Here is a 24,274-nt window from a genome sequence, read left to right on the forward strand (position 1 = left end):
TCACCTTTGCAACCGCAGATTTACCCCGCAGTTACAGCGACCCCCATGCATTAACACAAAACCAGCTAATCAATTGAAAAGATAAGACTTATCCCCTCTAACGAGTAAAATTCCGGCCAAGATTATCACTCGTTAAGGCGCCATGAAGACCTCACTCATCATCACCACCTATAACTGGCCCCAAGCACTAAATGCTGTGCTCGCCAGCGTCCATAGGCAAAGCCAGCTTCCAGACGAAGTGATCATCGCCGATGATGGCTCAGGCCCGGCAACACGCGAGCTTATCGACACACTTAAGGCCAGCTTTCCCGTCCCGCTGATCCACAGCTGGCATGAAGACAGGGGCTTTCGTCTGTCAGCCAGTCGCAATCGCGCCATAGGGCTGGCACGCTTCGACTACATCATAATGATCGACGGCGATCTTGTGCTGCACCCAGACTTTATCGCCGATCACCTTGCCGTCGCCGAGCCAGGTTGCCTGGTGACGGGTAAACGAGTGAAGCTGGGACCGGCCTTAAGCCAACGGATATTGACGGGCAACGCGCGGCCGAGTCTCTTCTCGCGTGGCATCGACAGGGGCAGAGAGCAAGCGCTTCGCAGCCGTTGGCTATGCGAGAAAAGCGGCTGGGGCGCGCCGGACTCGATAGAGGGCATACACGGCTGTAACCTGGGATTCTGGCGGCGAGATGCCCTGGCCATCAACGGCTTTAATCAAGCATTCGAGGGCTGGGGCCCTGAAGATAAGGAGTTTGCCCTGCGCATGTACCACAACGGTAAATGGCGCAAGCGGGTAAAGTTTTATGCCGTCGCCTTTCATCTGCATCACAAGGAGAGCTGCCGCCAGCAGCTGGCCAGCAACAATCTTTTGTTTCAGCACACGCTTACCCAAAGGCCGATTCGCTGCGCCCAGGGCATTAGCGAACTCGGCTCCTAAGGCAACTCGCTGAGGCTCAGATAGTCGGCGACTATCTTATCGATTGCCACCTGAGTGAGGATCTCACTGTCCGCAAGGCTTGGATAATGCTCCAAGGCCTTATCTAGCTTACGACTCAAGGCCTCACTATCCCGCCTCGGCACCAGATATTCGGCAAGCTCTTTTGTCATGATCTCATCCGGCCCATGAGGGCAGAGGGTACTGACAACGGGCGTGCCACAGCTCAAGGACTCGATTAGCACGGTCGGCAGGCCTTCATAATCTGAACTCAGCACTAATAGGCGCGCCGCCTTGATCCAGGGAAAGGGGTTGGCCTGAAAGCCGGGGCAGATGATGCGATCGGCCACGCCATGCTTCTTGGCCAGCTTCATCGCCTTCTTGGGGTTGTTACAGAGCAGCACCAGCGGCAAGGGCTTTTGCATCTTAGCAAGCGCCTGGAACAGTATGTCATGGCGTTTCTGGCGGGCGACGCGGCCAACATGGATAAGGAATTCCCCCTTAGGAATATCCGGGTTCACCTCAGCGGCCTTTGCCCTTATCGCCTCAACATCGAAGGGGTTGTAGATGGTGCGCATGCTGCGAGGCACGACTCGACCACTTTGGTTGATCTCACCTGCTATCCCCTTGGACACTGTGATCAACGCCTGGCCGTTCAGTGCCCGCTTGGCTCTGAGCATGGTGAAATAAGCGATAGGTCCGAGCTTACGCTCGCGCCTTAACTCCTCTTCGATAGAGTTATGCACCACGATGTAGAGCGGCGACACGCCGGCGCGGGTCAACAACAGATTACTCTTGTCCAGATTAGACAGGATAAGATCGAACTTGCCATGGGTCTGCTCGAGTCCGTCGATCCACTGCTTCACCCTGGCCGCCGAGCGGCCTAGTCGCCACCAGGCGATGATATGGCGGTCGCGCTCATCGAAACAGACATGCAGGGGAATATCTGCTGGCACGTCATAATCATAATGGGGCGTTAGCACCAGCAGGTGCGGCTCATGACCGAGACGTTTCAACTCAGCCGCCAGGGTCAGAACAATCTTCTCTGCCCCGCCACCGGCGAGGCTGTCTATGGCCAAGCCGATGCGTTTAGCGCTCACCGACGAGCCCCAAGAGTCGTTCAATCTCCGCCATGCAGATATCCAGCCCCTTAGCCTCGGCCTCTCTATCCATATTGGCAACTAGCTGCTGGGCGGTCTGGTGGTCCAGCAGGCGCTGCACCTGAGCACACATGGCATCGAGTTCGAGATCACAGCTCAGCGCCAGGCCTCGCTGCACGCAGCGCTGGATCCGCTTGGGCTGATCCTTGGAGACGGCCACCGCCAACGTCGGCACCTTGAGGGCGATCGCCTGCAGCAGGGTATCGCCGCCGCTCAGCACGGCGCCTGCGGCGCCATCGAGTAGATTGATAAACTCAAGGCTAGAGAGTCGCTCTATGGCCACCACGCCCTCTAGCTGAGGTAAATCTTTGGGGTAGTTAGGGCCAAATACCATGACACTGGGGATTCCCGTCTCTCGATAACAGGCCTGCGCCACCTGGGCGAAACGCTCGGCTGCCAGGGTCGAGCCGATATAATGCCCACCTGAGCCGGCGCTATAGAGAAGGTAACCCTTTGGCTCTAGGCCATACTCTTGCTGCAAGCCTTGCTGCAAGGCGCTATCTGGCCGCGCGAAGATAGAACCGGTAAAGATGGGCTCGGGACATTTAATCAGATTTAACTTGAAGCGCTCGAAACGACTGATATCACCAATCACAAACTCGGGTTGCACCACCCAATGGCTGTCGGTCACTAAGGCTCTTTCGAGCTTCATGCCACGGGCCCGCTTGCGTTTATGCTGACTAACGAAGACCACCTTGGCTCCGCTGCGACTGGCGTGTTTAAGCTGGGCCTTACGGCCTGCGGCATCGAAGATCACTAAGTCAGGCTTGAGCTGCGATACCAACTGGTTCACCTCTTTCACCCGCTTGGTGGGCGTGTCATTAACCAGGTGTGTCGGATAGGGGCAATGCTTGGCATAGGGTGCACGACTATTGAGCACAAATTCAACCTGTGCCCCGGGCCAACGTTGCATGATCTCATCGGCCACTATGGTGGAACGCATATATTCACCTATCCCCTCTTCACAGGAGACAGGTACAAACAGAAATTTTGGCGCCACTGACATCGACGATATCCCTAAAAATGAATGGGAAAACCCCATCTTCCCTCATTGCATGACTCAGCTGACGGGTGCCAGATGAGCCAATCAAACCTGAAGTCTACCATTAATCGCCAACCCCTGGCTAATGGCCGGCGTGTTGTTGCGGCTCGCTAACTTGGTCACCGGCGCTGGCTTGCGTCAGGCGCTCAAACTCCGCCAGCACGGGCGCCACCTGAATCATCTCCATCAGGCGCTCTCCCTTGGCGCGGGTCCCCCAAGGCACCTCACCCGCATGTTGCTGGGCGATCGCCTGATCATAGACACTCACTACGCTGTCTAAACAGGTATAGGGCCCTGTGCGCCCAGGATTGGAGTGGGCGTAGAGGCCGATCACAGGCGTGCCTTGAGTCACCGCCATATGGGCCGGACCGGTATCCGGCGCCAGGATGATACTCGCCTGTTTCAGAAGCGCCAGAAGCTGGGTCAGCGAGGTCTTGCCCACCTGGTTCTCGATGCGGGGATCGCCATGTGAAAGGATCGCCTCGGCCAGCTCACGCTCCATAGGAACCGGGCCGCCGCAGAGCAGCACGCGATAACCCTTCTCAAGCGCATGGTCCGCCACCAGGGCATAACGCTCGGGCAGCCAGTTGCGCTCGGCCTTACTGGCGGCGGCGCAGATCACTAAGGTCTTATCCCCATCTGGGATCAGCTGGCGGGCAAACTCGGTATCGGCGACGGGCACGGGAATCTCCCACTTAGGCTTAAGATCCGTGACACCCACGGCCTTGGCAAAGCCCATGAAACCCTCTAGCACATGGGGCGTCGCCAAGGGCTCCACCCGGCGATTGGTCACCAGCCACTGCCCCTCTTTGGCGCGGGCGCGATCGAAGCCCAGACGCACCTTTGCCGAAATAGCCAAGGAGGCGATGGTTGCCCTCAGTGCCACCTGCATATGCAGCAGCAGATCGAAACGACGTCCCTTGAGGGCGCGGCGCAGGTTGAAATAACTGCGCCAGCCCTGGGATTTGTCGAAGATCACAAACTCGACGCCGGGCAGATGCTTGAGCAGCTGATACTCCACCTTGCCAATCACCCAGGTGATCTTAAGAGCTGGGTACTGGCGCTGAATCGCCTGCACCATGGCCACCGCATGACACACGTCACCGATGGCAGATAAACGTAAGAGACACAAAGAGTGGGCAGTCTGCAAATTCAAGCTCATATAGGGGCCGCTGAGAAATAGTAAGGGAGTAAGGATCCGCAACGAGTTTAATGTAGAATGTCACTAGGTTCCATGATTAGGCCGCCATAGGACCAACTTTCTTTAAAACCTATGGCCCTGTATACCGGTCGGATGACACGATGAAGATCCTCAATACTTCCATTCCAGACGTTAAGCTGCTCGAGCCTCGGGTGTTCGGCGATGAGCGCGGCTGTTTTTTCGAGACATTTCGTCAGCAGTGGTTTAAGGAACACCTGGTGGATCTCGACTTTGTGCAGGAAAATCAGAGCCATTCGCTGCAAGGCACACTGCGTGGGCTGCACTACCAGCTTAGACAGCCTCAGGGCAAGCTGATCCGTGTGGTCAGCGGTGAGATCTTCGATGTGTGTGTCGATCTGCGCCTCAATAGCCCAAGTTTCGGCCAATGGACGGGGCACCACCTGTCGGCAGACAACAAACATCTGCTCTGGGTACCCCCCGGGTTCGCCCACGGCTTCTATGTCGTCTCGCCTGAGGCCCACTGCCTCTATAAGTGCACCGACTATTATGCGCCGAATGACGAACACAGCATCAGATGGGACGATGACACCTTAGCCATCGATTGGCCGCTACTCAGCACACAGTCGCCAATCCTGTCGCCGAAGGACAAGGCCGCAGATACCTTTGCCGAGGCCGATTACTATGAATAGTGAACAGCATCAGCCGTTGGCCGGGCGCAATATCTTGATCACTGGCGGCGCTGGCTTTATCGGCTCGGCCTTGATTCGCCACCTCATCGCGCTAGGCGATTGCCGCGTGGTGAACTATGACAAGCTCACCTATGCTGGCAACCTGGCGTCGCTCGAATCCGTAGCGCAAGATCCCAACTACCATTTCATCCAGGCCGATATCAATGATGGCGATACCCTGGGCAGCGCCCTCAGGCAATACCAGATTGATCTGGTGATCCACCTTGCGGCGGAGACCCATGTGGATCGCTCTATCGAGGGGCCGAGAGCCTTCATCGACACCAATATTGTCGGCACCTTCGAGCTGCTGCAGCAATGCCTAGACTATTACCGCAAGCTGCCGACCGAGATTGCGGCACGCTTTTGCCTGCACCATGTCTCGACCGACGAGGTATTTGGCGACTTAGGCTCAGACGAGGCGGGATACTTTAGCGAGCAATCTCCCTACGCCCCCAGCTCACCCTATTCAGCCAGCAAGGCCGCAGCGGATCATCTGGTTAGGGCCTGGCATCGCACCGACGGCCTGCCGGTAGTGCTGTCGAACTGCTCCAACAATTATGGCCCCTATCAGTATCCGGAGAAGCTAATCCCCGTGACCCTGCTTAACGCCCTGCAGGGAAAATCGATTCCCGTATATGGCGATGGCAAGCAGATCCGCGACTGGCTCTATGTGGACGACCACGCCCATGCCCTGTGTCAGGTGGCCGCTCGGGGCGAACTAGGCGAGAGCTACAACATAGGCGGCATGAATGAGATGACGAATCTCGAAGTCGTCAGCCTCATCTGCGATCTGTTAAATCAGAAGGTCACCGAGAAGCCCAGCGGCATCAGCGACTTCAGGCAACTCATCGGCTTCGTCAAAGACAGGCCGGGGCACGACACCCGCTACGCCATTGACGCCAGCAAGCTGAGCCGCACCTTAGGCTGGCAGCCCAGCGAAAGCTTCGCCAGCGGCCTGGAGAAGACGGTGGACTGGTATCTGACGCACCTGGATTGGTGCCATCAGGTGGCGGGCCAGTCATGATGAGCAAGTCCATTATGGGTCCAGCACGATGAAACCGATATTGGTGATCGGTCGTCATGGGCAGGTTTCCCAGGCGCTCAAGGCGACTCAGCCAGAATGCTACCAGGTGGACTATCTGGGCCGTGAGGCGCTTGATATCCGCGACAGTCAGGCGATCGAGCGGCTATTAGACCAGCAAGGCTATGGACCGGTTATCAACGCCAGTGGCTATACTCAGGTCGATGCCGCCGAGACAGACAAGCATGCCGCCTTTGCCCTCAATCACCTGGCGGTACAGGCTCTGGCCGAGCACTGCGGTAAACGTAGCATCCGGCTTATCCACCTTTCCAGCGACTATGTCTTCGATGGGGTCTTCGATGGGGTCTTCGATGGGGTCTTCGATGGTTTTCTTGATGAGGCCTTTAAGGGGGAGCTCGATAAACAACAGTGCCAGCCCTATCGCACAACGGATAGACCTAACCCGCTGAGTCGCTATGGCGAGTCAAAGTGGCGCGGCGAGCAGGCAGCACTGGAATATGGCCAGGGCCATGCCTGCATAGTGCGCACCTCGTGGCTCTACTCCCCCTTCGGCCATAACTTTGTCAAGACCATGCTGACTCTGATGCGCCAGGGTAAACCGCTTAAAGTCGTCGACGATCAATGGGGCACGCCAACTTCGGCCATGGCACTGGGGCAGTTTATCTGGCAACTCATTCAAGTGACAAAGCCAGACCCCATCTACCACTGGAGCGACCTCGGCGTCACCAGCTGGTATGAGTTTGCACGGCAGATAGCAGATAGCGCCTATGCATTGGGGCTTCTCGATAAGCCGGCAAACATCAGCCCCATTAGCACCCAGGAATACGGCGCCGCGGCGCCTCGGCCTCATTACAGCGCCCTGGATACCAGTCAGTCCCAGGCTATTTTGCCCGCTAAACGCTGGCAGGATAATCTGATCCAGGTGCTGCAACAACTGGCGAAAGAGGGCTGACAGGGCGTCAATATCGGGTACAATTCCCACTAGCGACCATTTAAGCCTGTTGAGCCAGTGAATCTATGCAAATAAAACCTACCGATGCCGGTTGCATCGTCTTTAGCCAAGCTTCGCTCAAGGCGATCACCCCAGATTGGTTTACCTTCGATTACTGGCAAGACCTAGGGGCCATCACAGGCTCTTCGACGGGCCGCTACACCACCTGGTTTGTCAATCCTGCTCCCCTGAGCCAGGCGACCAAAGAGGAGTGGGTACTCAGACACTATTATCGTGGCGGCATGATGGAGAAGTTCAGCCGCGATGCCTATCTCTATACCGGGCTTAAGCGTTGCCGGGCGATCGCCGAATTCAACCTGTTGGAACAATTGTTTAAGGAAGGATTTGCGGTGCCGGAACCCGTGGCGGCGCAGATCCAGCGCAGCGGCCCCTACTATCGTGGCGATATCATCATCAAGCGGATCCCGGGCGCTCGCGATCTGGTGGCCGAGCTGAGCCAGGCGCCAATGTCGGATGAAAAATGGCAGGCGCTCGGTGCCTGTATCGCCAAGTTCCATCGCCGCGGCGTCTACCACGCCGATCTCAATGCCAAGAACATACTGCTGGCCGGAGAGAACTTTACCCTGATCGATTTCGACCGCGGCGCATTGAAGCAGCCTGACAGCAAGTGGCAACAGTCCAATCTGGATCGCCTACTCCGCTCCTTCAACAAGGAGAAGGGCAAGGCGCCCGAACTGCACTTTAGCCAGGAAAACTGGCAGCTTCTATTAGCGGGCTACGCCCAGGCCTAGCTAGGCCCACAGCTCATAGACTAGGTACTAAGCCTTAATCAACTCGTTAGCCAAGGCAAACTGGGCCGCAAGTGCCCCCTTATTGGCCTCGACCACCTCGAGCCCGGCCTCTCTGGCGACCAAATAGGCCGCCTTATCGTCAAACTTATGCACCAGCTGCTGCGCCAACTCATCGGCATCCCGCACTAAGCCTAGGGATCCCGCCTCCTTGAGCAAGCCAGTGATCTCCGCAAAATCCCAGTGATGTGGCCCCACATAGACGGGCAGGCCGATGGCCGCCGGCTCCAGTGGATTATGGCCGCCATTCTCGATCAGTGTACCGCCGACGAAGGCCTGATCCGCCGCACCATAGAAGCTCAGCAGCTCACCCATGGTGTCGCCCAGCAGCACCTGAGTCTGGTCATCCACCGCATCTTGTTTACTGCGGCGTGCCAGCACTAGCCCTGCGGCCTTCACCCGGCTGGCCGCCGCGTCAAACTGCTCTGGATGCCTGGGCACCAACACCAGCAAGGCATGGGGGAAGCGCATCAACAGGCTCTTGTGCGCGGCGAGCATGATATCAAACTCCCCTGGATGCACGCTGCCCGCCACCCAGACTGGGGTCTCCATCCGCTGCCAGGTCTTACGCAGCTCTTTTGCCTTCTCTAGCAATTCAGGCGCTATGGTGAGGTCGAACTTGAGGCTTCCCGTGACCTTTACCCGCTCGGCCTCGACGCCCAGGTCGATGAAACGCTGCGCCGCCTGAGGCGACTGGGCTGCGATCAGATCCAGTGATCGCAACATGGGCAGCGACAGCTTGGGCCGGCCGCGATACTGGTTGGCGGACTTCTCCGACAGGCGGGCGTTGGCCAGCATCAGCCTAATACCCCGGCGTTTGGCCTGATGAATGAGGTTCGGCCACAGCTCTGTCTCCATGATGATGATCTGCTTAGGCTGTAGCTGGCTTAGGAAACGCGCCACACACAGAGGAAGGTCAAAGGGCAGATAGCAGTGCTGCACGCTTTCACCAAAGGCTTTTATCACCTCGGCCGATCCGGTCGGACTCGTGGTGGTTATGGTAATACTGAGCTCAGGGTACGCAGCCTGTATCTGTTTAATAAGCGGAATCGCCGCCAGGGTTTCCCCCATGGAGACAGAATGGATCAACAGATCTGCCCGCGACAGCGTCGACAGACCGAAGCGTTCACCCCAGCGGCCACGGTAATCCGGGCTCTTGATCGCCCTAATCGCCAGATAGAGAATCAGCAGAGGGCTTAGTAGATATAGCAAGGCAGAATAGAGGGTACGATTCATAGGGGACGGCACTTACACAGGGTCAAATTACTCATAAGCCTTAATAGTAACATATGCCGCTGGCCGGCGGGCGGCAAACAGACGCAGGCCCAATAAACCTCACATCGATTTATAAATCGGCAGAAAAACAGGGGGTTAATCTTAACTGGTCTGAGTAGCCATAGATTGACTTTTACCCGCTGGCTGATAACTTCAACTGGAGCCTTTACTCGAATATAGCCCTATGACTCGCGTGCCAGAAAAGGCTGGCCCACGGGTGACAAACCGACCTGACTTAGGATCAAGATGAAGACCCGCGATAAAATCGTCCACGCCGCCCTGGCCCTGTTTAACGAGCATGGTGAGCGCGCCATCACCACCAACCATATTGCCGCGCATCTGGGGATCAGCCCGGGTAACCTCTACTACCATTTTCGTAATAAAGAAGACATCATCCGCTCCATCTTCAGCCTCTATGAACAACATCTGGAGACAGGCTTTCAGCCCTATGAAGGCAAGAAGGTCGATGTCGACCTCCTGATCGGCTACTTCGACGCCCTCTTCTACACCCTGTGGCAGTTCCGCTTCATGTACGCCAATCTGGTGATCATCCTCAGCCGCGACGAGGTGCTCAACAAGCAGTATACGGTCACCCATGAGCAGGTACTCAAGCGAGCCACCAGCATCCTTACCCAGCTAAAACAGGATGGCGTATTGGTGATCGACGACGCCGAGATCACGCCGCTGGCCGACACCATACGCATGGTGGCCTGCTTCTGGATCAGCAATCAGCTCACCCACTCTGAGGCCACCCAGATCACTAAGACCTCGCTCTACGAGGGGCTACTGCGGGTGTTGATGATCTTCAAGGCCTACGCCAGTGAGTCCGCAAGACCCACCTTCATCAGACTGGAGCAGCATTATCAGGCCCTGGCCAAGGCGGAACAGGAAGAAGATTAAACAACGGTTCTGCCACTCACCTCATCATCTGGCCTCTCGCTAAGCCTGTCGTAATAGGCCTGTCGTAATAGGCCTGTCGCGATAGGCCAGTTGTGACATTTCGCATTATTTTTTGTTATGCGAAAGTTGCACATGCACTAACTTAGTTAATAGCGCAAAAAAAAATGTGGCGCCGGCCGGGTTTAAGGTTAGAATTCGGCCTGCCTAGCGCGATCCATATCCCAGGCGTCCCCCTTTCCGGCAGGCATGCCGGCAACAATAGATGGTCGAAACTGAACTAGACTTAATCATTCATCGACGGGGCAATACCTGGCTATGACAAGCCTGACTTATGCGTTAAAGATGGTTCCTAACTTATCGCCTTTCCTCGAGTTTATCTGCCAAGTGTGCAGGCTCGGGCAAAGCATACAAAAATAAAACGAGACAGAAAGAAGGAGACTACAGGTGGCAACGACCTCATTCTACGATCAAATCAATCAGCAGCTGGCTGAAGTTAAAGCGGAAGGCTTATACAAGAGCGAGCGCGTTATTGCCTCTCCTCAGAAGACTGAAATCGAAGTCAACGGCCACGAAGTGATGAACTTCTGCGCCAACAACTACCTTGGCCTGGCAAATCATCCCGAGCTGATCGCCGCGGCGCAGCAGGGCCTGAGTGATCACGGCTTCGGTATGGCGTCTGTGCGCTTCATCTGTGGTACCCAAGATATTCACAAGCAACTCGAGGCCAGCCTGAGCGAATTCCTCGGCATGGAAGACACTATTCTTTACTCTTCTTGCTTCGATGCGAACGCTGGTCTGTTTGAGACCCTGCTGGACGCCGAAGACGCCATCGTCTCAGATGCCCTGAACCACGCCTCTATCATCGACGGTGTACGTCTGTGTAAGGCCAAGCGTTTCCGCTATGCCAACAACGACATGGCCGATCTGGAGACCCAACTGCAGGCAGCAAAAGCTGCCGGTGCGCGCCACATACTGATCGCCACCGACGGCGTATTCTCGATGGATGGCGTGATCGCCAACCTCAAAGGCGTCTGCGACCTAGCCGATAAATATGGCGCCCTAGTCATGGTGGATGACTCGCATGCCGTGGGCTTTATCGGTCAAAACGGCCGCGGTACCCACGAGTATTGCGACGTGATGGACAGAGTCGACATCATCACGGGTACCCTGGGCAAGGCCTTGGGCGGCGCATCGGGTGGATTTACCTCGGCGAAGAAAGAGGTCGTCGACTGGCTACGTCAACGCTCGCGTCCTTACCTCTTCTCTAACTCGCTGGCCCCTTCTATCGTCACCGCCTCGATTCACGTACTGGAGATGCTAAAGTCTGGCCAGGCACTGCGCGAAGCCGTATGGGAAAACAGCCGTTACTTCCGCGAGAAGATGACCGCGGCAGGATTTACCCTGGGCGGCGCCGACCACGCCATCATCCCTGTGATGATTGGCGATGCCAAGCTGGCCAGCGACTTCGCTAACCGCCTGCTAGAAGAGAATATCTATGTGATCGGCTTCTCCTTCCCTGTGGTACCTAAGGGCCAGGCCCGTATTCGTACCCAGATGTCGGCCGCTCATACCCGCGAGCAGCTAGATCGCGCCATCGATGCCTTCACCCGCATCGCCAAAGAGATGGGAATTATCTAGGAGTCTATCGATGAAAGCCTTAAGCAAACTCAAGCCTGAAGAAGGCATCTGGATGGTTGATGCGCCAAAACCTGAAGTTGGCCACAACGATCTGCTGATCAAGATCCGCAAGACCGCCATCTGCGGTACCGACGTACATATCTACAACTGGGACGAGTGGTCACAAAACACCATTCCTGTGCCTATGGTGGTCGGTCACGAATATGTGGGCGAAGTGGTAGAGATTGGTCAGGAAGTCCGTGGCTTCCAGATTGGCGATCGCGTCTCTGGCGAAGGTCATATCACCTGTGGCCACTGCCGCAACTGCCGCGCGGGCCGCACTCACCTATGCCGCAATACCTCAGGTGTGGGTGTTAACCGTGAAGGTGCCTTTGCCGAATACCTGGTGATCCCGGCCTTCAACGCCTTCAAGATCCCTGACGATATCTCTGACGATCTGGCTTCTATTTTCGATCCTTTCGGTAACGCGGTGCATACGGCGCTGTCGTTCGATCTCGTAGGCGAAGATGTACTGATCACGGGCGCTGGTCCTATCGGTATCATGGCCGCCGCGGTGTGTCGCCATGTCGGTGCGCGCCACGTGGTGATCACAGACGTGAACGAATACCGCCTCGAGCTGGCCAAGAAGATGGGTGCCACCCGTGCCGTTAACGTGGCCAAAGAAAAGCTGGAAGATGTGATGCAAGATCTCGGCATGACCGAAGGCTTCGATGTGGGCCTAGAGATGTCGGGCGTACCGGCTGCCTTCCACTCCATGCTGGATACCATGAACCACGGCGGCAAGATCGCCATGCTGGGCATTCCTGGCGGCGACATGGCCATCGACTGGAGCAAGGTGATCTTCAAGGGACTCATCATCAAGGGGATCTACGGCCGTGAGATGTTTGAGACCTGGTATAAGATGGCCAGCCTGATCCAATCGGGTCTGGATATCTCGCCAATCATCACACATCACTACAATGTCGATGATTTCCAAGCCGGTTTCGACGCCATGCGCTCGGGCCAATCGGGCAAGGTGATCCTCAGCTGGGATTAATCCCCCGCACCACTCGCAACTGGGGCTGTACTCTCACGGCCCCATGTTGCACACTTAACTTATCCCTCTTTTTCATTACAGGTTGACTATGTCTGCTTTTCAACACCTGAGTGTCAATCAACTCATCCATATGCTGGAAGACAATACCGAGGTACAGGTAGTCGATATCCGCGACGGCGCCAGCTTCGAGGCGGGACAGATCCCCGGTTCGACCAACCTCAACAACGAAAACCTAGCGCGGTATATTGCCGAGGCCGACATGGACAGCCCCTTAGTTGTGGTCTGCTATCACGGCATCAGCAGCCAGAATGCCGCGCAATACCTGCATGAGCAGGGTTTCGATGATGTCTATAGCCTGGATGGTGGCTTTCAGGCCTGGCGCGAAGCCCATTAATTTCCAGAGGTACGCCTATGTTGGAACTTGGTCATCTCCCCAATGAACGCGCCGCCCAGGCGCTGATCGATTACCTCAAGGGCCAGGGCATAGATTGCCAGCTGCAACATGCCGAACTCGGAGTGCTCCTCTATGTCACCCGAGAGCAAGACTACGCCAAGGCGCGCCGCGAATATGAGCACTTCGTGCGCAATCCCTATGATGACAAGTACCTTCAGGCCTCCTGGGAGAACGGCAGCACAGGCACCAAGCTAGATTACGGCGCGCCAGGGCTGCAGCTGGTGACTCAGTTCCTGTCCGGGGCAGGCCCCCTGACCCTTATCGTCATGCTCAGCTGCACGCTAATCTATCTCGGCTTCATCTTCGGCTTCGCCAACCCTATCTTCGAGGCACTCTCCTTCTTCGGCGCCGTGCCCGGCAGCGACAGCAGTCAGATCTGGCGCGTATTTACCCCGAGCCTGATGCACTTCTCCGCTATGCATATCATCTTCAACCTGCTCTGGTGGTGGTATTTGGGGGGCAAGATTGAAAACAAGCTAGGGGCGACTCCACTTTTAACCTTGCTGCTGATCGCCGGCACCCTGCCGAACCTGCTGCAATATGCCATAGGTGGTCCCAACTTTGGCGGCCTCTCGGGCGTTGTCTACGCCGTGGTAGGCTACACCTGGATTATGGGAGTCAGACGTCCCGAGAAGGGGATAGGCCTGCCCCCGGCCTACGTAGGTTTCATGTTGGTCTGGCTGGTGTTTGGCTTTACCGATATGTTCGGCTTATCTATTGCCAACGGCGCCCATATCGGCGGCTTAATGGTGGGCCTGGCTCAAGGCTTTATCGACAGTCGCCGACGGATTTAATTCGCTCCCCATAAAGTGTCCTCTGAGAGGACACGAGATCAAGAAGGGCCCATTAGATGGGCCCTTTTTGATTGGCTAATACCAATCACCATGAGTGAGCGGTTATTTGTTGCGGTTTGGCATGAGTTCACGCCAGCTCAATCACCTTCTTCACCAGCTTATCTATACCGATATGGGCCTGAGCAATATTCTCGGCCAACATATAGGCCGGCGTGCTCACCAGTTTGCGCGCCTCATCGACGACGATCTGCTCGACATTGGCCTCCACATGCTCACCGCCCATCAGGTTAAAGGCATGGGCCGTGTCGCTGTCATGGCCTATGGTGCCCTTGGCCTTCTCGCCATAGAGCTTAGGGATCATCACGGGTGAGATACAGATAAAGCCTACCGGCTTGTCCGCCTCGACAAACTCGCTGATGAAGGCCTTCACGCTGGGTGCCACCTCACACTCACTGCCGACCACGGCAAAGTTACACAGGTTCTTCGCGGCGCCAAAGCCACCTGGGATCACCAAGCCATCGAAGGCCTGGATATCTAACTCGTCCGTTGCCTTGATGTCGCCACGAGCAATACGCGCCGACTCCACCAGCACGTTGCGATGCTCACCCACGGCCACCTCACCTGTGAGGTGATTCACCACGTGCATCTGCTCTATGTTGGGTGCGAAACATTGATAACTCACTCCGGCCTGGGTCAACGACAGCAGAGTCAATACCGCCTCATGAAGTTCGCTGCCGTCGAACACTCCCGCGCCGCTTAATAAAACAGCAAATTTTTTCATTAAAAACTCCTTTAATAGACCGAATGGTTTTAACAACCAGATAACAAAAGGGTTGATCTGATTATTTTTCATGCTAAGTTAGTTCATCGACTCTAACAAGGCCGAGCAATTTCGCCAAGTCAGAGCATAAATATGGATGACAAAATAAAAAATCCACAAATTAGGAATTTTTACTCGGAAGTAATACCTAGTTCACATAAAAATATAATACAAAAACAAATCAACAAGTTGCATCACCCGCTTATGTTCGTCGTCGTGATCCCTACTCGCTGAAACTTTTTTAGCTCACAGACTTATCCACAGGCTGCTGAGTAATTTGCCGTGGCCGAAATCGCCCTAATATGGCATGCTAGCGCCATCATCGCATACCGAAAAAATAGATAAAATTATGCCTAATATCGCTGAAAACCCACTCATTCTTGTGGATGGTTCTTCCTATCTTTACCGCGCCTACTATGCGCCGCCCCACCTGACCAACTCTAAGGGTGAAGCCACGGGGGCCGTGTATGGCGTGATCAACATGCTACGCAGCCTGCTCAACCAATATAAGCCGACCCAGATGGCTGTGGTATTCGATGCCAAGGGAAAAACCTTCCGCAATGAGATGTATGCCGAATATAAGGCCCACAGACCGCCCATGCCGGACGATCTCAGGACACAGATCGAACCGCTGCATCGCATCATTCGCGCCCTGGGGCTTCCCCTGGTCTGTATTCCCGGCGTCGAGGCCGATGATGTCATAGGCACCATCGCCAGACAGGCAAGCCAGGAAGGCCGCGCCGTGCTGATCAGCACAGGCGATAAAGATATGGCCCAGTTGGTGGATGATAAGATAACCCTGATCAACACCATGACCAACACTATCCTAGGCCCCGATGAGGTGAGCGAGAAGTTTGGTGTCGGCCCTGAGCTGATCATCGACCTACTGGCACTGCAAGGCGATAAGGCAGATAACATCCCCGGCCTGCCAGGCGTGGGTGAGAAGACGGCGCTGGCTATGCTACAAGGCGTCGGCGGCGTCGACGCCATCCTCGCCAACCCAGAGAAGATGCCGGAACTCGGCTTTAGGGGTGCTAAGACCATGCCCGCCAAGATCGCCGAACATGGCGACATGCTCAAGCTCTCCTATGAGCTGGCGACCATCAAGTGCGACGTCGAACTGGAACAAGACTGGCACCAACTCAACATTCAAGACGCGGATCGCGATGAACTGATCAAATGCTACGGCGAGATGGAATTCAAACGCTGGCTGGCCGAGGTGTTAGACAACAAGTCGAGTGCCAGCAGCCAAGAAGAGACCGACGAAGTGCCGGCGCCTCAGGCTATCGATACCCAGTACGATACCATTCTGACCTGGGAAGCCTTAGATGAGTGGCTCAAGGCCCTGGCCGCCGCGCCGCTATTTGCCCTGGATACCGAAACCACCAGCCTCAACTACATGGAGGCCAAACTGGTGGGGCTCTCGTTTGCCATCGAACCTGGCAAGGCCGCCTACCTGCCGCTGGCACACGATTATGCCGATGCCCCAGAGCAGCTCGACAGCGAGCAGGTACTAGCCAAGCTCAAGCCACTGCTGGAAGATCCTAGCCTTCTCAAGGTGGGACAGAACCTCAAGTATGACATGAGCATACTGGCCAATGTCGGCATCGCCCTCAAGGGCGTGGCCTTCGATACCATGCTCGAGTCATATGTATTTAACTCGGTCGCCTCCAAGCACAACATGGATGACCTGGCGCTGAAATACCTGGGTCACAAGAACATCAGCTTCGAAGAGATCGCCGGCAAGGGCGTTAAGCAGCTGACCTTCAACCAGATCCCGCTGGAGACGGCAGCACCTTACGCCGCCGAAGACGCCGATATCACACTCAGGCTGCATCAACATCTCTGGCCAAGACTACAAAAAGCCAGCGAGCTTGCCAGCGTCTTTACCGACATAGAACTGCCTCTGGTCAGTATACTGTCTCAAATCGAACGTCAGGGCGTATTGATCGACAGCATGTTGCTGGGCCAGCAGAGCGACGAATTGGCACGCAAGATAGATGAGCTGGAACAGAAGGCCTACGAGATCGCTGAAGAGCCCTTTAACCTGGGCTCGACCAAACAGCTGCAGGCCCTCTTCTTCGAGAAGCTCGGCTATCCAGTATTGAAGAAGACCCCTAAGGGCGCGCCGTCTACCGCCGAAGAGGTGCTGGTTGAGCTGGCCCTGGACTTTCCTCTGCCTAAGATCATCCTGGAGCACAGGAGCCTTTCTAAGCTTAAGAGCACCTACACCGACAAGTTGCCGCTCATGGTGGATGGCAAGACTGGCCGGGTACATACCAGCTACCACCAGGCCATCGCCGCCACGGGTCGCCTGTCATCCAGCGAACCTAACCTGCAGAACATCCCCATCCGCACCGAGGAGGGCCGCCGTATTCGTCACGCCTTCGTGGCGCCAGAGGGACGCAAGATCCTCGCAGCCGACTATTCGCAGATCGAGCTGAGGATCATGGCCCACCTCTCCCAGGATAAGGGGCTGCTGAGCGCCTTCGCAGAGGGCAAGGATATTCACAGGGCTACCGCCGCCGAGGTATTTGACGTCGACTTCAGCGAAGTCACCAGCGAACAGCGTCGCCGCGCCAAGGCGGTGAACTTCGGTCTCATCTATGGCATGTCGGCCTTTGGCCTGGCCCGCCAGCTGGATATTCCGCGTCACGAGGCCCAGCAATATATCGACATCTACTTCAAACGCTATCCTGGCGTGCTCAAGTATATGGAAGATACCCGCGCTGCCGCCGCCGAGCAGGGATACGTATCGACCCTCTATGGTCGCAGGCTCTATCTACCAGCCATCAAGGATAGAAACGCCATGCGCCGTCAGGCAGCGGAGCGCGCCGCGATCAACGCGCCGATGCAGGGCACGGCCGCCGATATCATCAAGAAGGCCATGATCAATATCGCTCAGTGGATCGAGACAGAGACCCAGGGAGAGATCACCATGATCATGCAGGTTCACGATGAACTGGTGTTTGAGGTCGACGCCGACAAGGCCGATTCGCTCAAACTCAAGGTGTGTGAACTGATGGCACAGGCCGCCTCGTTAGATGTCGAGCTACTGGCCGAGGCTGGTATCGGCGATAACTGGGAACAGGCTCACTAGACTCACGTTTTGCGACTATGGCTCAACTGATAATCGGCTCAATTCTCAATTAGATCAGAATTGAGCCACAAAAATGCCTCGACCATGCCCCGACTACGCCCCGGCCTGCCGGGGCATTTTTTATGCTGTGAGAGCCATTCATCCTGGCATCTCGCCCTCTCGACCCGCGAAGCCGTAAAAACCACCAAAAATAGTAATATTTTTTCACTTAAGGGCAGTTTTTAGCTAAACAGCTCTTTTAAAGGCAATTTTGGTAAATTTTAGATCAAAAACCTGTGCTTTTATTGAGCACTTTTTTAGACATTGCTCACATTATTGTCGTTTTTTACAAAAAACAGTTTCCCATATTACGGCCAATGAAGTATTATTCTCTGCGTAGGGTACAGAGGTTAAGATGTTCTATCTTTCAGACCTTTTTTTATTTCACGTTAAGTGAAAAGCCAAATTCTGGCGCCCCAGCAAGTTACTTGCTGGGGCTTTTTTTCGTCTGAAGTTTAATTTAGAGCAAATACTTTAATTTGGGTGAGATTCGGGCTATCCTATGACCACTGAGAACTATTGGTCGATGACCGATAGAACTTGAGTCTTGTTGAAATTTAGCTTCTCCCCAAAAGAGCTAATGTATTTTTTGCCGATGGTGTAGCCGTCGGCATTTTTTTTACCCGCCGTTACTTAGCCACTCAAAGAGTTACCCACTAATAGCCTCTGCAGCTAAGCGTCTTAGCCACTAAAAACCAGGCATAAAAAAACGCCCCCAATCTGGAGGCGCTCTTCATCATAAAAAAATTACTCTACTACTCTTGCTCGGCGTCGGCCAAGGCCTCCACCAGCCAGTCTGGATGACACCATTCGTTAAGAATCCCCAGTACCTTAGGCTTGCCGGTTCCCTTCAGGGAAGAGAATGGCTCCACCTTCACGCCGTCGCCAAAATCCGCCAAGGCCTTACGCACATCGTTAACCGTCTTCATTCGAGCACTCTGTGCCAACTTGTCACACTTGGTCAGCAAGGCCAGCACGGGAATGTCGCAATCAACCGCCCACTCGATCATCTGCATGTCGAGATCCTTGAGGGGATGACGAATGTCCATCAGTACGACCAGGCCACTCAAACAGGCGCGTTCCTGCAGATATTGTCCCAGCGCCTGCTGCCATTTTTTCTTCATGGCCAGTGGTACCTGAGCGAAACCATAGCCAGGCAAATCCACCAGGCGTCTGTGCTCATCGAGCGCAAAGACGTTGATCAACTGGGTACGCCCAGGTGTCTTACTGGTTCTTGCCAGGTTCTTCTGCTCGGTTAATTGGTTTAATGCGCTCGACTTTCCGGCATTAGAGCGGCCGGCAAAGGCGATTTCGACGCCTACATCACCGGGCAAGTGCTCATCCAGATGCGCAATATCCGGCGCACTGATCAAAAACTTGGCCTGTCGAAAATCGATACGAGAATCAGTCACTACCCACCCCAAAATTTGTTATTTCTTCAGTTTAAATATCGAAGACTTGCTTACATTTGCACAATTTCGTGTAAAATATTACCCCGATCACATAAATCATATTTTATCACGCTTGCAGGTCACTCTCGTAAGCTCAGGACAAAAAATTTAACTAAAAGTTGGAACGCCATGAAAAAGTTCGCTATTGCGCTATCGATGTTAGCCACTCTATCAACTCCGGCTCTAGCAGCAGGTGATGCTGAAGCGGGAAAAACTAAAGCAATCATTTGTTCTGCCTGTCACGGTGTTGATGGTAACAGTATGATCGACATGTACCCCAAGATTGCGGGTCAACAAGAAACTTACCTGAAGAAGCAGCTTACCGAGCTGCGTCAAGCTGCCCACACAGGCGGTAAAGAAGGCCGTAACGATCCTATGATGAGCCCGATGGCGGCAGCATTGTCGGATCAGGATATCGAAGATTTGGCGGCTTACTTCTCTTCGCAAAAACTTGCGATGAGCGAAGTCAAAGACGTGCCTGAACTGGGTGAGCAACTATACAAGGGTGGTGACGCCGTACGCGGTGTGACTGCATGTATCGCCTGTCACGGTCCTAGCGGTAAAGGTTCTGAGGCTGCAGGCTTCCCAGCTATCGCGGGCCAACACGCTAACTACATCAAGATCCAGCTGAATAAGTTTCACGATACAAGTCGTAACAACGACCTAAACGGCATGATGCAAGACGTTGCCAAGAAGCTGACCAGCGAAGATATCGAAGCACTATCTAAATATATTTCAAGCATTAAGTAATTAATCGCTGGATAACGAGAGGGTGGTTTATACCACCCTTTTTAATCGCCTTAAGTTTACGTTTACGTAAACTGTTGAAAATTGATGCTTGACATAGATCACAGATTTCGTTTTAATTGTGCCCGTACCGAGGTAAACCCAACTGTTTGTATAAAATCTACCTAATAACAATGAACAGATTTCGGTATGTGATTACATTTAAGATATAAGAATAAAGTTAAGCAAAAATAATAATAATTTTTTGACCACTCACTAAAAATAATAAGAGAAGTACTTCGCATCTGAAGTCGGGTCGTAATAACTTGGTAAGGATATTGGTTAGGAAGGCCAATGCGCTAATTAGCATTTTCCTTACGGTTCAGAAAACAGTTGAACTGCTTACTGCTGAACTTAATGTAAACCGAACAGGGATGGTTTATTAGGCGTCAAAGATGACGATATGGATTGTGATGTGTCAATGAAGACCATCTACGGAAGCTGTGGTCAGGAAGGCGACAGGGAAAGAAAAAAAGCGTCTGGAAGACCGAAAACGAAAATAACTATGCATGGAAAGCAGATTAAAAAATAAGATGGAATCCGACTGGGAGAGTCGCATAGCAAGTAAGGAAACTTGGAATCAGAATTGAGTACCTTTGGTACTTTTTGGAAGGCGACAGTGATACTGTCGCCTTTTTTTATATCCGGCAAAAATTACGCTTCTGTTTCCGCTTGGCCTACAGTAAATTAAACCGGGTAGCAGCAATTAACCCAGCCTTTAAGAGCCATGCCCTAGCTATGCGAAGATGCCCCCTGTGCACCAGCGAAGAGACCGCCCCCTTCTATCAAGATAGAAAACGCTGCATCTATCGCTGTAAGCGCTGCATGCTGCTGTTTGCCGATGCCAGCTCTCATTTGCCACCCAGCGCCGAGGTAAAACGCTACCGCTCGGCCAATAGTAAAGACAAGCCGCTGCAACAATTCCTGTCGAGCCTGATCACTCAGTGTGAACAGCAGGTTCAGGGCCAACTGCTTGGACTCAACTTCGGCCGACTGCTAAACCCACAGGCGATAGACGCCATCAAGGCGCGAGGCCATCAGCTCAACCAGTATGATCCACACTTCGCCCCGGATCATACCCTCCTAAGACTCGAATACGACTTCATCTGTTGTTATCGGGTCTTCGAGCACTTTCGCTTTCCTGGAAAGGAGTGGCAGCTGCTTTGTTCCCTGCTTAAACCCGGCGGCTGGATGGCGATCAGCACCCAGCTGCTCACCGAGCTTCAGGGCTTTCCCAAATGGCACCACAAGAACAATCTGACCCATGTCAGCTTTTATCAGCAAGCCACCTTCCAATATTTGGCAAGCCAGGCCGAGTTTAGGCTATTATTCGCCTCGAAAGATCTCATTTTGGTGCAAAAACCAACAGGATCTGGTATAACACGCGACCCAAGTTCACTTATCTAACTCAGGGTTAGGTAGGTTCACGATTTTTTGTAGTTGAGATTAACGTTATGACCCGTAAGAAATCGCGCAAGATCAATGAGAATGCGCCAAAGCGTCCGCCTAGAACCAAGAAAGAAGACCGTGTCGTCACGGGCAAGAAGCAGAAGTCGGGCAATAAAGCGGGCAGCCGTCATAACGAAAAGCAGATCCAACAGAAGCCATCGGGCACGGCACAGGCCAAAGATCCTCGCCACGGCAGCAAGAAGCCTGTCGCACTTGAGCTTCCGACTAAGGCGCCTGTGGCCAAGCAGCCCAAGGCACCTAAGATGAGCGACGAGCAGAAACTGCTGAAGCTTGAGGAAGATCCTAGACTCAACAAGCTGCTCGACATGCTCGAAGAGGGTCGTGATCTCAACGATGCGGATCAGGCCTGGTTAGAGAAGCAACTAACAGAGATCGAGCGCCTGATGGATCGCCTGGGCATCACAGAAGAGGATGACCTCGAGCATGTGATGAAGACCACGGTCGGCTCAGACGACGATCTGCTGGATAAGTTTGAATCTGGCGCCGATCTGCTCAAAGATTATCAAGATAAAGACTAGCCTCAGGCTAACCCAAATGGCATCGATTCGATGCCATTTCTCTATCTCGCCTCTGTGATTAACACCTAGCTAACCAACACCTCGGATTGCATTATGACTACGACACTCCTTATCCTAGGCGCCATCATCATCTTAGGCCTGGCCGCCTATGCCGCCAACCTGTTACTCAAGCTGAAACAGCAAACCGCACAACAAAAAGCACAACGCGAGGCCCAACAAGCCGCGGCTGACGCCAAGGAGCTGGAACTGCTCGGCAACATTCACTATATCGCCGCCGCCATGCTCGAAGAGCGCTGCGAACTGTCAGAAGGCGTAATGCGTATCGGTAAGCTGTTCAATATTCTTGGCCACACAGATCAAGTGAAACACCAGTACCCGGCGATCTTTAAGCATTATGAGATCATCGAGTCCCACCCTATCATGGAGCAGCGCAAGGCGTTGGCCAAGCAGCAGCGCATGAAGCTAGACTTAGAGAGAATGAAGTCAGAATCGGCGCTGGAAGCCGAGATCATGGCCGAGGTATCCCTGCTGGCCAAAGCCTATGCCCACCTCAGCCACTGACGTGAGTCGGTGCACAAAAACGGCTTAAGACCAAGACATTTAAGCCGAAAACAAGGATATTCGACAGCTAACATAAATTGCAGTGCTAATTTGCAACCTGGATCAATGTTATTCACTCAATAACATTGCATACTTCGCTAGTTGCTAATTTACCACCCTCGGAGGACACGCCTTGAAGCAGCCCACCCAAATTAGTTGGGATCAGTCAATGATCGAAAAATATAATTACAGCGGTCCTCGTTATACCTCTTACCCGACCGCACTAGAATTTGACGCCTCCTTCACCGAAGAAGACCTGCTCACCTCTATTGCCAACAGTAAGAGCAATAAACTGTCGCTGTATCTACACATTCCTTTCTGCGCCAAGCTCTGCTACTACTGCGGCTGCAACAAGGTGATCACCCGTCACCAGCACAAGGCCGACCAATATATCGAATACCTGGCAGCAGAGATCGTCAAACGCGCACCGCTGTTTAAGCATTATCAGGTCACCCAGATCCACTGGGGTGGCGGTACGCCAACCTTCCTCAGCCCAGAGCAGATCCTCAGGCTGTCGGCGCTGCTCAGAGAGCACTTTAATATTGCCGAAGAAGGTGAATACTCTATCGAAGTCGATCCACGCGAGATCGAACTCTCTATGCTAGACACCCTCAAAGAAGCAGGCTTCAACCGAATCTCGGTCGGTGTACAGGACTTCAACAAAGAGGTGCAGATTGCCGTTAACCGTGAACAGGACGAGCAGTTTATCTTCGACCTGATCGCCAAGGCGAAAGCCATGGGCTTCGTGTCGACCAACATCGACCTGATCTACGGCCTGCCACACCAGACACCAGAAAGCTTTGCAGAGACTATGCAGCGCGTACTGGATCTGTCTCCCGACAGACTCTCTGTGTTTAACTACGCTCACCTACCGGCACGTTTCGCGGCCCAGCGTAAGATTAAGGACGAGCATCTGCCGACACCACAGCAGAAGCTGGAGATGCTACACCAGACTATCGAGACGCTGACGGGTGCTGGCTACCAATACATAGGCATGGACCACTTCGCCAAGCCGGATGATGAGCTTGCCATCCTGCAGAACGAAGGTCGCCTGCACCGTAACTTCCAGGGTTACACCACCCAGGAAGAGTGTGATCTTCTGGGTCTTGGGGTCTCCTCCATCAGCCAGATCGGCGATTGCTACGCCCAGAACCAGAAAGATATCCGCCCTTACTATGAGTCGGTGGATGAGAAGGGCCACGCCCTGTGGAAAGGCTGCAAGCTTAATCGTGACGACGAGATCCGCCGCGCCGTGATCAAGCAGCTGATCTGCCACTTCGATCTGGATATGGCCAAGATGGATGAGCGATTAGGCATTAAGTTTGAAGAGTACTTCGCCGAAGATCTCAAGCTACTTCAAACCTTTATCGATGATAAGCTGGTCGAAGTCAAAGACAGAAAGATCACAGTTGGCGAAACCGGTCGTCTGTTGATCCGCAACATCTGTATCTGTTTCGACGTCTACTTCCGCGATAAGGCTCGTCAGCAACAGTTCTCTCGGGTTATCTAAACCCCAAACATGAAAAAA

At 54.0% G+C, this 24,274-nt stretch carries 22 protein-coding genes; 16 read left to right on the plus strand and 6 right to left on the minus strand.

Translation table 11 applies throughout. The features are described 5' to 3' along the window. Window positions 1–142: 142 nt before the first annotated feature. Window positions 143–934: a glycosyltransferase family 2 protein gene (locus tag K0H80_RS18930; RefSeq protein WP_220072610.1), complete on the plus strand. Its 792-nt coding sequence runs from the start codon at window positions 143–145 to the stop codon at window positions 932–934. Here K0H80_RS18930 and K0H80_RS18935 read toward each other — a convergent pair. From K0H80_RS18935 to K0H80_RS18945, 3 genes are all read right to left on the minus strand, one after another. Next, window positions 931–2,031 (minus strand): glycosyltransferase, encoded by a 1,101-nt coding sequence (locus K0H80_RS18935; protein WP_220072611.1) that lies wholly within the window; start codon window positions 2,029–2,031, stop codon window positions 931–933. The two genes, K0H80_RS18930 and K0H80_RS18935, sit on opposite strands and share 4 nt — an antisense overlap. Beyond that, window positions 2,021–3,097, minus strand: coding sequence for a hypothetical protein (locus K0H80_RS18940; protein WP_220072612.1), 1,077 nt, complete (start codon window positions 3,095–3,097; stop codon window positions 2,021–2,023). The genes K0H80_RS18935 and K0H80_RS18940 overlap by 11 nt, the downstream gene beginning before the upstream one ends. A 118-nt stretch (window positions 3,098–3,215) precedes the next feature. Next, window positions 3,216–4,295, minus strand: a complete 1,080-nt coding sequence (locus K0H80_RS18945; protein WP_220072613.1) for a glycosyltransferase family 9 protein — start codon at window positions 4,293–4,295, stop codon at window positions 3,216–3,218. A 140-nt stretch (window positions 4,296–4,435) separates the two neighbouring features. On the opposite strand from K0H80_RS18945, the gene rfbC reads away from it, so the two are divergent. The 4 genes from rfbC (at window position 4,436) to K0H80_RS18965 (ending at window position 7,808) form a co-directional block, all read left to right on the plus strand. Continuing rightward, entirely contained in the window at window positions 4,436–4,984 is a 549-nt protein-coding gene (gene rfbC, locus K0H80_RS18950) for a dTDP-4-dehydrorhamnose 3,5-epimerase (RefSeq protein ID WP_220072614.1), read from the plus strand. After that, window positions 4,977–6,047 (plus strand): dTDP-glucose 4,6-dehydratase, encoded by a 1,071-nt coding sequence (gene rfbB / locus K0H80_RS18955; RefSeq protein ID WP_220072615.1) that lies wholly within the window; start codon window positions 4,977–4,979, stop codon window positions 6,045–6,047. The genes rfbC and rfbB overlap by 8 nt, the downstream gene beginning before the upstream one ends. A 28-nt stretch (window positions 6,048–6,075) precedes the next feature. Continuing rightward, window positions 6,076–7,017, plus strand: a complete 942-nt coding sequence (gene rfbD, locus K0H80_RS18960; protein WP_220072616.1) for a dTDP-4-dehydrorhamnose reductase — start codon at window positions 6,076–6,078, stop codon at window positions 7,015–7,017. A 65-nt stretch (window positions 7,018–7,082) separates the two neighbouring features. Next, on the plus strand, window positions 7,083–7,808 hold the full coding sequence (locus tag K0H80_RS18965; RefSeq protein WP_220072617.1) for a 3-deoxy-D-manno-octulosonic acid kinase: 726 nt from the start codon (window positions 7,083–7,085) through the stop codon (window positions 7,806–7,808). 27 nt (window positions 7,809–7,835) lie between these two features. Here the strand turns inward: K0H80_RS18965 and waaA are convergent, their stop codons facing one another. Continuing rightward, complete coding sequence (waaA, locus tag K0H80_RS18970) at window positions 7,836–9,101, minus strand: lipid IV(A) 3-deoxy-D-manno-octulosonic acid transferase (protein ID WP_220072618.1); 1,266 nt, start codon at window positions 9,099–9,101, stop codon at window positions 7,836–7,838. Between the two features lie 285 nt (window positions 9,102–9,386). Between waaA and K0H80_RS18975 the strand changes: the two genes are divergently transcribed. The 5 genes from K0H80_RS18975 to glpG all read left to right on the plus strand — a co-directional run bounded on the left by K0H80_RS18975 (window position 9,387) and on the right by glpG (window position 13,962). Then, window positions 9,387–10,040 carry a TetR/AcrR family transcriptional regulator gene (locus K0H80_RS18975; protein WP_011867502.1) on the plus strand — a complete coding sequence of 218 codons (654 nt, stop codon included), beginning with the start codon at window positions 9,387–9,389 and terminating at the stop codon, window positions 10,038–10,040. A 444-nt stretch (window positions 10,041–10,484) separates the two neighbouring features. Then, window positions 10,485–11,678, plus strand: a complete 1,194-nt coding sequence (locus K0H80_RS18980; protein WP_144201280.1) for a glycine C-acetyltransferase — start codon at window positions 10,485–10,487, stop codon at window positions 11,676–11,678. 10 nt (window positions 11,679–11,688) lie between these two features. After that, window positions 11,689–12,714 (plus strand): L-threonine 3-dehydrogenase, encoded by a 1,026-nt coding sequence (gene tdh / locus K0H80_RS18985; protein WP_011867504.1) that lies wholly within the window; start codon window positions 11,689–11,691, stop codon window positions 12,712–12,714. 88 nt (window positions 12,715–12,802) lie between these two features. Next, entirely contained in the window at window positions 12,803–13,108 is a 306-nt protein-coding gene (gene glpE / locus K0H80_RS18990; protein ID WP_011867505.1) for a thiosulfate sulfurtransferase GlpE, read from the plus strand. 17 nt (window positions 13,109–13,125) lie between these two features. Further along, window positions 13,126–13,962, plus strand: a complete 837-nt coding sequence (glpG, locus tag K0H80_RS18995; protein WP_220072619.1) for a rhomboid family intramembrane serine protease GlpG — start codon at window positions 13,126–13,128, stop codon at window positions 13,960–13,962. Window positions 13,963–14,089: 127 nt separating this feature from the next. Here glpG and elbB read toward each other — a convergent pair whose 3' ends face one another. Next, window positions 14,090–14,743: an isoprenoid biosynthesis glyoxalase ElbB gene (gene elbB / locus K0H80_RS19000; protein ID WP_144201272.1), complete on the minus strand. Its 654-nt coding sequence runs from the start codon at window positions 14,741–14,743 to the stop codon at window positions 14,090–14,092. 388 nt (window positions 14,744–15,131) lie between these two features. Between elbB and polA the strand changes: the two genes are divergently transcribed. Beyond that, the gene (gene polA / locus K0H80_RS19005) at window positions 15,132–17,882 is read left to right on the plus strand and encodes a DNA polymerase I (protein ID WP_220072620.1); all 2,751 of its coding nucleotides are present in this window, start codon (window positions 15,132–15,134) and stop codon (window positions 17,880–17,882) included. Window positions 17,883–18,676: 794 nt separating this feature from the next. On the opposite strand, the gene yihA is transcribed toward polA, so the two are convergent. Next, the gene (gene yihA, locus K0H80_RS19010; RefSeq protein WP_011867509.1) at window positions 18,677–19,333 is read right to left on the minus strand and encodes a ribosome biogenesis GTP-binding protein YihA/YsxC; all 657 of its coding nucleotides are present in this window, start codon (window positions 19,331–19,333) and stop codon (window positions 18,677–18,679) included. Between the two features lie 168 nt (window positions 19,334–19,501). On the opposite strand from yihA, the gene K0H80_RS19015 reads away from it, so the two are divergent. From K0H80_RS19015 to hemN, 5 genes are all read left to right on the plus strand, one after another. Continuing rightward, window positions 19,502–20,122 carry a c-type cytochrome gene (locus K0H80_RS19015; RefSeq protein ID WP_011867510.1) on the plus strand — a complete coding sequence of 207 codons (621 nt, stop codon included), beginning with the start codon at window positions 19,502–19,504 and terminating at the stop codon, window positions 20,120–20,122. A gap of 774 nt (window positions 20,123–20,896) precedes the next feature. Then, on the plus strand, window positions 20,897–21,565 hold the full coding sequence (locus K0H80_RS19020; RefSeq protein ID WP_220072621.1) for a methyltransferase domain-containing protein: 669 nt from the start codon (window positions 20,897–20,899) through the stop codon (window positions 21,563–21,565). Between the two features lie 47 nt (window positions 21,566–21,612). Further along, window positions 21,613–22,146: a Der GTPase-activating protein YihI gene (gene yihI / locus K0H80_RS19025; protein WP_220072622.1), complete on the plus strand. Its 534-nt coding sequence runs from the start codon at window positions 21,613–21,615 to the stop codon at window positions 22,144–22,146. Window positions 22,147–22,239: 93 nt separating this feature from the next. Further along, complete coding sequence (locus K0H80_RS19030; protein ID WP_220072623.1) at window positions 22,240–22,707, plus strand: DUF2489 domain-containing protein; 468 nt, start codon at window positions 22,240–22,242, stop codon at window positions 22,705–22,707. Between the two features lie 172 nt (window positions 22,708–22,879). Beyond that, window positions 22,880–24,256 (plus strand): oxygen-independent coproporphyrinogen III oxidase, encoded by a 1,377-nt coding sequence (gene hemN / locus K0H80_RS19035; RefSeq protein WP_083764367.1) that lies wholly within the window; start codon window positions 22,880–22,882, stop codon window positions 24,254–24,256. Window positions 24,257–24,274 lie beyond the last annotated feature (18 nt).

The organism is Shewanella aegiceratis, assembly GCF_019457495.1.
GTDB classification, from domain to species: Bacteria; Pseudomonadota; Gammaproteobacteria; order Enterobacterales; family Shewanellaceae; genus Shewanella; species Shewanella loihica.

What these genes read in the sequence shown, in the direction of transcription:
- yihI (WP_220072622.1), top strand. Translation starts at nt 21,613, where the DNA reads ATGACCCGTAAGAAATCGCGCAAGATCAATGAGAATGCGCCAAAGCGT.
- K0H80_RS18975 (WP_011867502.1), top strand. Translation starts at nt 9,387, where the DNA reads ATGAAGACCCGCGATAAAATCGTCCACGCCGCCCTGGCCCTGTTTAAC.
- K0H80_RS18940 (WP_220072612.1), bottom strand. Translation starts at nt 3,097, where the DNA reads ATGTCAGTGGCGCCAAAATTTCTGTTTGTACCTGTCTCCTGTGAAGAG.
- polA (WP_220072620.1), top strand. Translation starts at nt 15,132, where the DNA reads ATGCCTAATATCGCTGAAAACCCACTCATTCTTGTGGATGGTTCTTCC.
- tdh (WP_011867504.1), top strand. Translation starts at nt 11,689, where the DNA reads ATGAAAGCCTTAAGCAAACTCAAGCCTGAAGAAGGCATCTGGATGGTT.
- waaA (WP_220072618.1), bottom strand. Translation starts at nt 9,101, where the DNA reads ATGAATCGTACCCTCTATTCTGCCTTGCTATATCTACTAAGCCCTCTG.
- glpG (WP_220072619.1), top strand. Translation starts at nt 13,126, where the DNA reads ATGTTGGAACTTGGTCATCTCCCCAATGAACGCGCCGCCCAGGCGCTG.
- rfbB (WP_220072615.1), top strand. Translation starts at nt 4,977, where the DNA reads ATGAATAGTGAACAGCATCAGCCGTTGGCCGGGCGCAATATCTTGATC.
- glpE (WP_011867505.1), top strand. Translation starts at nt 12,803, where the DNA reads ATGTCTGCTTTTCAACACCTGAGTGTCAATCAACTCATCCATATGCTG.
- rfbD (WP_220072616.1), top strand. Translation starts at nt 6,076, where the DNA reads ATGAAACCGATATTGGTGATCGGTCGTCATGGGCAGGTTTCCCAGGCG.
- elbB (WP_144201272.1), bottom strand. Translation starts at nt 14,743, where the DNA reads ATGAAAAAATTTGCTGTTTTATTAAGCGGCGCGGGAGTGTTCGACGGC.
- K0H80_RS19020 (WP_220072621.1), top strand. Translation starts at nt 20,897, where the DNA reads ATGCGAAGATGCCCCCTGTGCACCAGCGAAGAGACCGCCCCCTTCTAT.
- K0H80_RS18965 (WP_220072617.1), top strand. Translation starts at nt 7,083, where the DNA reads ATGCAAATAAAACCTACCGATGCCGGTTGCATCGTCTTTAGCCAAGCT.
- K0H80_RS18930 (WP_220072610.1), top strand. Translation starts at nt 143, where the DNA reads ATGAAGACCTCACTCATCATCACCACCTATAACTGGCCCCAAGCACTA.
- K0H80_RS19030 (WP_220072623.1), top strand. Translation starts at nt 22,240, where the DNA reads ATGACTACGACACTCCTTATCCTAGGCGCCATCATCATCTTAGGCCTG.
- rfbC (WP_220072614.1), top strand. Translation starts at nt 4,436, where the DNA reads ATGAAGATCCTCAATACTTCCATTCCAGACGTTAAGCTGCTCGAGCCT.
- K0H80_RS19015 (WP_011867510.1), top strand. Translation starts at nt 19,502, where the DNA reads ATGAAAAAGTTCGCTATTGCGCTATCGATGTTAGCCACTCTATCAACT.
- K0H80_RS18945 (WP_220072613.1), bottom strand. Translation starts at nt 4,295, where the DNA reads ATGAGCTTGAATTTGCAGACTGCCCACTCTTTGTGTCTCTTACGTTTA.